The organism is Streptomyces echinatus (assembly GCF_014203595.1).
Taxonomy (GTDB): domain Bacteria; phylum Actinomycetota; class Actinomycetes; order Streptomycetales; family Streptomycetaceae; genus Streptomyces; species Streptomyces echinatus.
Genome location: NZ_JACHJK010000004.1, coordinates 572,647 through 581,963, shown reverse-complemented (window position 1 = coordinate 581,963; position 9,317 = coordinate 572,647). Strand labels below are relative to the sequence as shown.

6 protein-coding genes and 1 pseudogene are annotated in these 9,317 nt (G+C 68.2%); 4 read left to right on the top strand and 3 right to left on the bottom strand.

Annotation, left to right across the window (positions count from 1 at the left end):
• From FHS34_RS15145 to FHS34_RS15130, 4 genes are all read left to right on the top strand, one after another.
• A partial coding sequence (locus FHS34_RS15145) for an RHS repeat-associated core domain-containing protein (protein ID WP_245002258.1) occupies positions 1-3,094 on the top strand: 3,094 nt, incomplete at its 5' end.
• 14 nt (positions 3,095-3,108) lie between these two features.
• Entirely contained in the window at positions 3,109-3,459 is a 351-nt protein-coding gene (locus FHS34_RS15140) for a hypothetical protein (RefSeq protein ID WP_184965285.1), read from the top strand.
• An 852-nt stretch (positions 3,460-4,311) separates the two neighbouring features.
• Positions 4,312-4,944, top strand: coding sequence for a lamin tail domain-containing protein (locus FHS34_RS15135; protein WP_372478660.1), 633 nt, complete (start codon positions 4,312-4,314; stop codon positions 4,942-4,944).
• Positions 4,945-5,240: 296 nt separating this feature from the next.
• Complete coding sequence (locus FHS34_RS15130; protein ID WP_184965283.1) at positions 5,241-6,584, top strand: M14 family metallopeptidase; 1,344 nt, start codon at positions 5,241-5,243, stop codon at positions 6,582-6,584.
• A 16-nt stretch (positions 6,585-6,600) separates the two neighbouring features.
• Here the strand turns inward: FHS34_RS15130 and FHS34_RS15125 are convergent, their stop codons facing one another.
• From FHS34_RS15125 to FHS34_RS15115, 3 genes and pseudogenes are all read right to left on the bottom strand, one after another.
• Positions 6,601-7,239: a hypothetical protein gene (locus FHS34_RS15125; RefSeq protein ID WP_184965281.1), complete on the bottom strand. Its 639-nt coding sequence runs from the start codon at positions 7,237-7,239 to the stop codon at positions 6,601-6,603.
• A gap of 37 nt (positions 7,240-7,276) precedes the next feature.
• Positions 7,277-8,774, bottom strand: a pseudogene (locus FHS34_RS15120) (GntP family permease).
• Positions 8,775-8,887: 113 nt separating this feature from the next.
• Complete coding sequence (locus FHS34_RS15115; RefSeq protein WP_184965279.1) at positions 8,888-9,298, bottom strand: RidA family protein; 411 nt, start codon at positions 9,296-9,298, stop codon at positions 8,888-8,890.
• Between the last annotated feature and the right edge of the window lie 19 nt (positions 9,299-9,317).

Genomic DNA, 9,317 nt, shown 5'->3' with positions numbered 1-9,317 from the left:
GTCACCCTCGGCCATCGTCCACAGCAGCGGTCACCACCTGCTGGTCACGACCGCCGACGGCCGGGTCACCGCCCTGCATCTGGCGGGCGCGGCACTGGACGGCGGGAACCAGGAACTGATCCGGTACGGCTACACCGACGGCCACCTGAGCGAGGTCTTCAACTCCTCGGGCCGGCCGACCCGCTTCGCCTATGACGAACGGGGCCGCATCACCTCCTGGACCGACACCAACGACAGCCACTTCACCTACGCCTACGACGACCAGGACCGCTGCGTCCACCAGTCCGGCGCCGCCGGCCACCTGCGTTCCACCTTCACCTACGGACCGGTGGATGCGGACACCGGCGAGCACACCACGACGATCACCGACTCACACGGCCACACAACCCACTACCGGATCAACCGCCGCTGCCAGGTCATCGCCGAGACGGACGCCGTGGGCGCGACCACGCACTACGTTCGCGACCGCTACAACCGCCTGCTCTCCACGACGGACCCGCTGGGTCACACGACCACGTTCGAGTACGACGGGTCGGGCCACCTCACCCGGGCGATCCGCCCGGACGGCCGCGAGGCACGGGCGGAGTACAACGACCTGGGCTTGCCGGTGAAGGTGGTGAACCCGGACGGCACGGTGATCCGCCAGACCTACGACGAACGGGGCAACCGCACCTCGGTGACGGACCCGGCCGGCCAGACGACCCGTTTCACGCACACGGACGCCGGCCACCTGACGTCGGTGACCGACCCGCTGGGCAACACTACGGCTGTGGTCTGCGACCGTGCCGGTCTCCCGGCTCAGGTGACCGACCCGCTGGGTGCGGTAACCCGCTACGAACGAGACGCCTTCGGCCGCCCGACCTCGATCACCGACCCGACCGGGGCGACAACCCGACTGGAATGGTCGGTCGAGGGCCACCTGACCCGCCGCACGGCCCCCGACGGCACGACGGAGACGTGGACGTACGACGGCGAGGGCAACTGCACCAGCCACACCGACCCGATCGGTGGCGTCACGCACTTCGAGTACACCCACTTCGACCTGCTGACGGCCCGCACCGGCCCGGACGGCGTCCGCTACGAGTTCGACCACGACACGGAACTACGCCTGACGAAGGTCACGAACCCGCAGGGCCTGACATGGACGTACGAGTACGACGCGGCCGGCCGCCTGGCGACGGAGACGGACTTCGACGACCGCACGCTGACGTACACGTACGACCCGGCCGGCCGCCTGGCCTCTCGACGGAACACGCTCGACGAGGTGACGTCCTTCGAGCGAAACGAACTCGGCCAAATCCTCAGCAAGGACACAGCAGGACACATCACCACATTCGCCTACGACCTGACCGATCAGCTGGCCCAGGCGACGGGCCCCGACGGCACCACCCTGACGCTCCTGCGGGACCGCCACGGCCGCCTGCGCTCGGAGACGGTCAACGGCCGCACGCTGAAGTTCACCTACGACGCGCTGGGCCGCCGCACGGGCCGGGTGACGCCGGCCGGAGCCGAGACGACGTGGTCGTACGACGCGGCGGGCCGCCACACGGGCATGGTGGCGTCGGGCCGGCCGATCGACTTCACGTACGACGAGTCGGGCCGCGAGCTGACCCGCCATGTCGGTGGTGTGATCGCCCTGGAGCACACCTTCGACGCGCTTGGCCGCCTGACGACCCAGTCGGTGACCGGCGCCGGGGGCCACAGGGTTCAGCACCGGACGTACACCTACCGCGCCGACGGCAACGTGATCGGCATAGACGACCACCTGTCAGGCTCCCGCCGCTTCGACCTGGACGCGACAGGCAGGGTGACGGCGGTCCGCGCGGCGAACTGGACCGAGCGCTACGCGTACGACGAGGCGGGCAACCAGACGGAGGCGACCTGGCCTTCCGACCACCCGGGTGGGGAAGCAACAGGCTCCCGCTCCTACGTCGGCACCCGCATCACCCGAGCGGGTGACCTCCGCTACGAACACGACGCGCTGGGCCGCATCACCCTCCGCCAGAAGACCCGCCTCTCCCGCAAGCCGGACACCTGGCGCTACGAGTGGGACGCCGAGGACCGCCTGACCTCGGTGGTCACACCGGACGGCACCCGCTGGCACTACACGTACGACCCCCTGGGCCGCCGCACGGCAAAACTCCGCCTGGCCGGGGACGGCGAGACAGTGCTGGAAAGGGTGGACTTCACCTGGGACGGCACAACACTCTGCGAGCAAACCACAACGTCCGACGACCTCCCCAATCCGGTCACGATCACCTGGGACCACCAGGGCCTACGCCCCCTGACCCAAACGGAACGCATCACGGCAGCCGATGCACCACAGGACGAGATCGACTCCCGCTTCTTCACCATCGTCACCGACCTGATCGGCACCCCGAACGAACTCATCGACGAACAGGGCGAAATCGCCTGGCACACCCGCAGCACCCTGTGGGGCACAACGGCATGGGCAGCCAACAGCACCACCTACACACCCCTACGCTTCCCAGGCCAGTACTACGACCCGGAAACCGGCCTCCACTACAACTACTTCCGTCACTACGATCCCGAGACGGCTCGGTACCTCGCCCCCGACCCACTCGGCCTCACGCCAGCACCCAATCCGGCTAGCTATGTTCCCAACCCTTGCACATGGCTGGACCCAATGGGCCTTGCTGGATGCACCCCGGATCAGAACGGTACGGAAGTCGACCCAAGAAAACTTGACTATATCTTCAACAAGGACATCAAGCCGGATACGCACAATTCCCCTCGCGCACTCCAGAATGAGCAGCAACTGCACCGCATAGGCATCGGCGATACGTCTGAAATGCGGCATTACGTGACGCGGCAGCTGAAAGATGCGTCACATCAATCCTTCGAGCGCACATTCACCAAAGAATGGAGCGGCGGTAGCGGCGAATTCGGCGTCACAAGGTCCGTACTATACGGACCGCATGGCGCCCTAGAGGTGGAGAGCACTTGGCAAATCCTTTCCGGCGATAAACGCAGGCTAGCTACTATCATCTTGCGCGGCAGCGGTCCGAACGTGAGCATTCATGGCAGCAAGGAACATTGGCCCCCATATATCGAACCGCGCTGGTCATCTTGAAGCGGAAGGCAAGAATGTACAGAGAGTTCAGCGTTCCCCGGGATGAAGAAATCCTCAACGTGATCGGCGAATGGCCGGAAACAGAGGAGAGCGGCGCGCGCCTGCTCAAATGGGAGGGAAGCGAGGGCGACTCACTCACCTTGTCGTATGACGTCCTCTCCAGGTCGGTCAGAGCACGGTGGACAGGCCGCGACGGCAACGAGTTGCTGGACATGTACCGCGAGGGCGCGTCCCGATTGACCGTCTCGTCCTCCCCCTCGGCAGCGCTCATCTCGATCGAGTTCAACACGGGTGAATGTGCCGGCGCCCTGGAAATTCAAGTAGCCCCGAGCCTGTCCGTCCGGGACAGACTTCTGTACACCTGAACAGGAACTGCCGTGTCGACTCGAAGCAGCGAGGCCAGACAAGCGCTCAGCCGATTCGGCGACTTGACCTGGTTCAAATTACCCAAAGAGTACAACGACATACTCGGCCGTCACCAGGTGACGTACTTGGGGTGGCGCTACCAGGTCCCTCGGGAAGACGTAGCACAGACCATCGAGAACGCCGTCCGCGAATCACCCACTCAGCTCGAGTGGGCGCTCGACAGGACAAGGCGAAACTGGATCCTGCTGCCAAGTTGCATCTTGCATGAAGCCCGGGGACTCGCGAACCCCGCTTTCGCGAACGTCATTCACTCCATCGGGACCCTGGACCAGGAGTTCTGCTTGAAGACAGTGTCAGATCTGAAGCTGATCATCCGACACCTCCAGCAGATCCCGGCTCCAGCGGAGTGATCCACGCGAAGGCGGCGCACAACAGCGAGTCTCATGCCGTTCAGTCAGTCGCGCCACCGTCGCCCAGGCTGACCGGTCGCCCCTGCCGCCCCACGGTCACGACACGGCTGGCAGATCTGTGCCAGACCCCATGACACCCCAAGCCCCCTGCCAGCCGGTTCACCCATCCCTCCTGGCTCAAATCTGCCAATCACCATCACCGTCAGCAGGCCGAGAACGGGCGCGTATGTCCAGCTGATACCCATCGGTAGGCATTGCTGGCGAAAGTCACAGGTTTATCCGCGAATCGTAACGGCGCTCGTGCTTCCTCGATCCTCTGCGTGCGGCGTCGCAAGGTGTGGGCGTGCGGCCGACCGGTCGCCGCTCGTACACCGCGCTCCGTCACCCGCGCCCTGTCACGCGGTCCGCGGGGTGTGCACAACCCTGTTGAAGGGGGACTTCGTGTCCGTGTTCGTATCCGCTTCGGCATCCCGCCGCCGTGTCGCCACCGTCGCCGCAGCCTTCGTGGCCGCGACCGCTGTCGTGGGCGCCGTCGCCCCGTCGGCCTCGGCCGCCGATCGGGACCACAGCCGCTCGGACCGCTCGCACCACCGGGACGGCTCGCACCACCGGGACGGCTCGCGTCGCACCGACGGCTCACAGATCGTCATCAGCGGTGCTCAGCTGCCCTCCTCGGTCCGGTACGACCGCTCCAACGCCGCCCTGAACAAGGAGTGGGTCGAGGTCGCCAACGACGGTCGGCGGGCCGTGAATCTCGACGGGTGGACGCTGTCGGACGAGGACGGCCACAGCTACGTCTTCCGGCACTACCGGCTGGGCGCCCACCAGACGGTCCGTGTCCACACCGGCTTCGGCCGCGACCGTAAGAACGACCTCTACCAGGACCGCAACCGGTCCGTGTGGGACAACGAGCACGACACCGCGACCCTGCGCAACGACCACGGCCGCTACATCGACTCCGCCTCCTGGGGGTACGACCGCAACCATCGCAACCACCCCGATGCCCGCGACGGCCACGGCAACCGCAACCACCCCGATGCCCGCGACGGCGGACGGCACGACCGTCGCCGCTGACCCGCACCCGTCCGTGGGCCGGTGAGTGACGACCCCCGCCCCCGGTCCACGGCGCCCCGTCCGGCGGCACGCCACTTCCCGGGGAGTGGCGTGCCGCCGGCTCGTGTCCGTGCCCGCCCTGCGGCACAGCGCGTTCACGCCATCCCCTCCCCCATACTTGACCTGATCATGCCAACGCCTCACCATGAGCGCCAACCCGCACAGCGGACTCACAGGGAGCCCCCACCGACGGCCCCCGCGGGTCCGCATCCGCACGTCGCACGCGAACACCCCACCTCCACCCCCAAGGAGCGTTCATGCGACTTCGCATCCGCGGCGCCGGCGCACACGGCGGCAGACGTACCGCCGCCCTCGGCGCGCTGCTGGCCCTCGCCCTCGCCGCCCCCGTCTCGGCCACCGCCGGCCACGCCAGTGCCGACGGCGTCCGGAAGGTCACGCCTTCCACGGACGACGTGAAGCAGTACGAGATCCACCAGTCCACGACTCCCGTGACCCGCACGGCCATTCAGGCCACCGGGGTCACCGTCGACGAGGCCGACGAGGAGACCGTCGTCGTGTCCGGGCGGGCGGAGCAGATCCGCGCGCTGCGCCGGCTGGGGTACGACGTCCAGCCCCTGGGCGCCGCGCCCCGGCGGTCCGGGGCGCGGCTGTACGACTTCCCCAGCGCCGACGCGAAGTACCACAACTACGCCGAGGCGAACGCCGAGATCGACCAGCGACTGGCCGCCTACCCGGGCATCATGAGCAAGCGGGTGATCGGGAAGTCGTACCAGGGGCGGGACATCATCGCCATCAAGGTCAGCGACAACGTCGGCACCGACGAGGACGAGCCCGAGGTGCTGTTCACCGCTCACCAGCACGCGCGCGAGCACCTGACCGTGGAGATGGCGCTCTACCTGCTGCGCGAACTCGGCGCCGGGTACGGGTCGGACTCCCGGATCACGAACATGGTGAACAGCCGGGAGATCTGGATCGTGCCGGACCTGAACCCGGACGGCGGGGAGTACGACATCGCCAGCGGGTCTTACCGGTCGTGGCGGAAGAACCGGCAGCCCAACTCCGGTTCCTCGGCCGTCGGTACGGACCTCAACCGGAACTGGGACTACAAGTGGGGCTGCTGCGGCGGGTCCTCCGGCAGCAAGTCCTCCGAGACCTACCGCGGCGCCTCCCCCGAGTCCGCGCCCGAGGTGAAGGTCGTCGCCGACTTCGTGCGCAGCCGGGTCGTCGGCGGCAAGCAGCAGATCAAGGCCGGGATCGACTTCCACACCTACAGCGAGCTGGTGCTGTGGCCGTTCGGGTGGACGTACAACGACACCGCGACCGGGATGACGGCCGACGACGCCGCCGCGTTCAAGGCCGTGGGGCAGAAGATGGCCGCCAGCAACGGGTACACCCCTGAGCAGGCCAGCGATCTGTACATCACGGACGGGTCGATCGACGACTATCTGTGGGGTACGCAGAAGATCTTCGACTACACCTTCGAGATGTACCCGACGTCCGCCTGGGACGGTGGATTCTACCCGCCCGACGAGGTGATCGAGCGGGAGACCTCCCGTAACAAGGACGCTGTGTTGCAACTGCTGGAGAACGCCGACTGTATGTACCGAGCCATCGGAAAGGCCGGCCAGTACTGCAGCTAGGGCACCTCGTCCGGCGCTACGACTCCTCGAAGTAGGCGTCGAGCACCGTGTCCAGCTGCTCGTCCCACTCCTTGAAGCGCGCCCTGGCCGCCGCCTCGATCTCGATCGGGAACCAGCGGCGGTCAGGGGTGTGCACGGTGATCGTGTACCGCTTGCCGAAGCGGGGGGACTCCGTCTCCACCGCGGCGATCTCGTCCCAACGGAACTCGCAGGCCTCCTCGTCCAGGCTGAGGCGGACGCCCTTGCGGTCGGCCACTATTCTCGCGCGGCGGTCGGACGCCTCGAAGACCGGACCGTCGCCGTCGGCCTTCTCGTCGTCGCCCTTCTCCTCGGCGCCCTTCTCCTCGGCGACCCCCGCCTCGGAGGACACCGCCTCGGAGGACACCGCCTCGGAGGACACCGCTTCGGGGGACGCCGACCGCGCCGGGTCCTCGACCGCCGCGTCGTCGGCCGTCGCCTTCCCGGTCGCCTCGGTCCCGTCGGTCCCGTCGGCCGCCGGCTCCTCGGGCTCCCGCCCCTTCGCCGTCGGCCCCGTCGGGGTCGGGCCCGTGAGCCCGGGGATGAAGGCCGGGTCGAAACCGGCGCCCGTCACGGGCTCGGCCTTCAACGGCTCGGCCGCAGGCGGCTTGCTGCTCGATCCTATGCGCTGCTCCACGGCCGCAGTATGGACGACTTACCTGTGCCGGAACCAGTCAGCTCACGAACACGCTGACCACCGCGGCCACCAGAAACCCCGCCAGCGACAGCACCGACTCCAGGACCGTCCAGGTCCGCAGCGTGTCCCGTTCGCCGATGCCGAAGTACTTGGCCACCATCCAGAAGCCGCCGTCGTTGACGTGCGAGGCGAAGATGGAGCCCGCCGAGATGGCCATGATGACGAGGGCGAGGAAGGCCTGGGAGTGGTGGCCCTCCGTCAGGAGCGGGGCCACGATGCCGGCCGTCGTCACGATCGCCACCGTCGCCGAGCCCTGCGCCACCCGCAGCACCAGCGAGATCAGGTACGACAGGACGATCACCGGCAGGCCCACGTCGTGGAAGGTGTCCGACAGCGCCTGCGCGACCCCGCTCGCCTTGAGGACGGCGCCGAAGACCCCGCCCGCGCCGACCACGAGCAGGATGTTGCCGACCGGCTTGAGGGACGACGTGGACACCGTCTCCAGGGACTTGCGCGACCAGCCGCGGCGGATGCCGAGGAGGTAGTAGGCAAGGAGCAGGGCGATGGTGAGGGCGACGAAGGGGTTGCCGAAGAACTCCAGGACCGAGCGGCCGGGGGACGGTTCCAGGGCGATGGAGGAGAAGGTGGCCGCCAGGATCAGGATCAGGGGCGTGCCGATGATGGCGAGGACCGTGCCGAGCGGCACCGGCCGCTCCTGCCGCTCCTGCCGCTCCTGCCGCTCCCGCGGTGCCATGCCCTGGGCCCGCTGCTCGGCCACGACGGCCCGCCTCGCCTCCTCGGCCGCCTCCACCATGTCCTGAGGTACGGCGACGAAGATCCGCCTTCCGAGCCCAGGCGGCCAGGACGGCGGGCAGGCCGCAGACGACGCCCATGAGGATGACCCAGCCGAGCTGCACGTGCAGCAGGCCGGCGGCGGCCACCGGGCCCGGGTGCGGGGGCAGAAAGGCGTGAGTCATGGAGAGCCCCGCGAGCAGGGGCAGGCAGTAGAGCAGGATCGACCTGCCGGACCGTTTGGCGGCGGCGTACACGATCGGCGCGAGGACGAAGATGCCGACGTCGAAGAAGACCGGGATGCCGAAGAGGAGGCCGGTCAGGCCCATCGCGAGGGGTGCCCGGCGCTCGCCGAACAGGGCCAGCAGGCGCGAGGCCAGCACCTCGGCTCCGCCGCTGACTTCGAGGATCGCGCCGAGCATGGTGCCGAGGCCGATGATGATCGCGACATGGCCGAGGATGCCGCCCATGCCGGACTCGATGGTGGAGACGGCGTCGGAGCGCTGGACGGTGCCGAAGAGCTCGGTCACCGAGAGGCCGGCCAGCAGGCCGACCGCTAGGGAGACGGCGAGGAGGGCGACGAAGGGCTGGAGCCTCGCCTTGATGATCAGGAAGAGCAGGAGGGCTATCCCGACGGCGGCGACGGTGAGCAGCCCGGTGGTGCCGTCGACGAGGAGGAGCAGTCCTCCGGTGTGGGGTGGAGTGGCGGGGGCGGGGGCGGGTGCGGCGAGCGGAAAGGACATTCGGGGGTCCTCTTCGTACATGCATGGTGCTTTCGGGCAGGGAGGAGCGCGGCACGGCGCCCCGGGGGGTGCCGTGCCGTGCGGACGTACGGGAGTCGGGAGGCAGAGGGGCGTCAGCCGAGTACGGCGAGCGCGTCGATCTCGATGAGGAGGCCGGCCGGCAGACCGACGTAGACCGTCGTGCGGGCGGCGGGCGGCTGGGTGAGGCCCTGCTCCTCGAAATAGGCGTTGTAGATCTCGTTCATCTCGGCGAAGTGGTCCACGTCCGTGAGGTAGACGCGGATCATCATCGCGTCGTCCCAGGACGCGCCGCCCTCTTCGAGGATCGCCTTGACGTTGGCGAGGGTCTGGAGGGTCTGCTCGCGCAGGGTGGGGCCGGCCGGTGTCGGGGGCTTGCCCTCCTCGGCGGGCAGGAAGCCGACCTGGCCGGCGACCTGGAGGATGTTGCCCTTGCGCACACCGTGCGAGAACTTCGCGGGCGGGGTGGTGTGGGTCTTCGGGGTGAGCGCGGTCTTCTCGGTCATACAGGGGTGCCCTTCACTG

Excerpts from the sequence above, each read along its gene's own strand:
- FHS34_RS15115 (WP_184965279.1), bottom strand. The coding sequence starts at position 9,298 with ATGACCGAGAAGACCGCGCTCACCCCGAAGACCCACACCACCCCGCCC.
- FHS34_RS15130 (WP_184965283.1), top strand. The coding sequence starts at position 5,241 with ATGCGACTTCGCATCCGCGGCGCCGGCGCACACGGCGGCAGACGTACC.
- FHS34_RS15140 (WP_184965285.1), top strand. The coding sequence starts at position 3,109 with ATGTACAGAGAGTTCAGCGTTCCCCGGGATGAAGAAATCCTCAACGTG.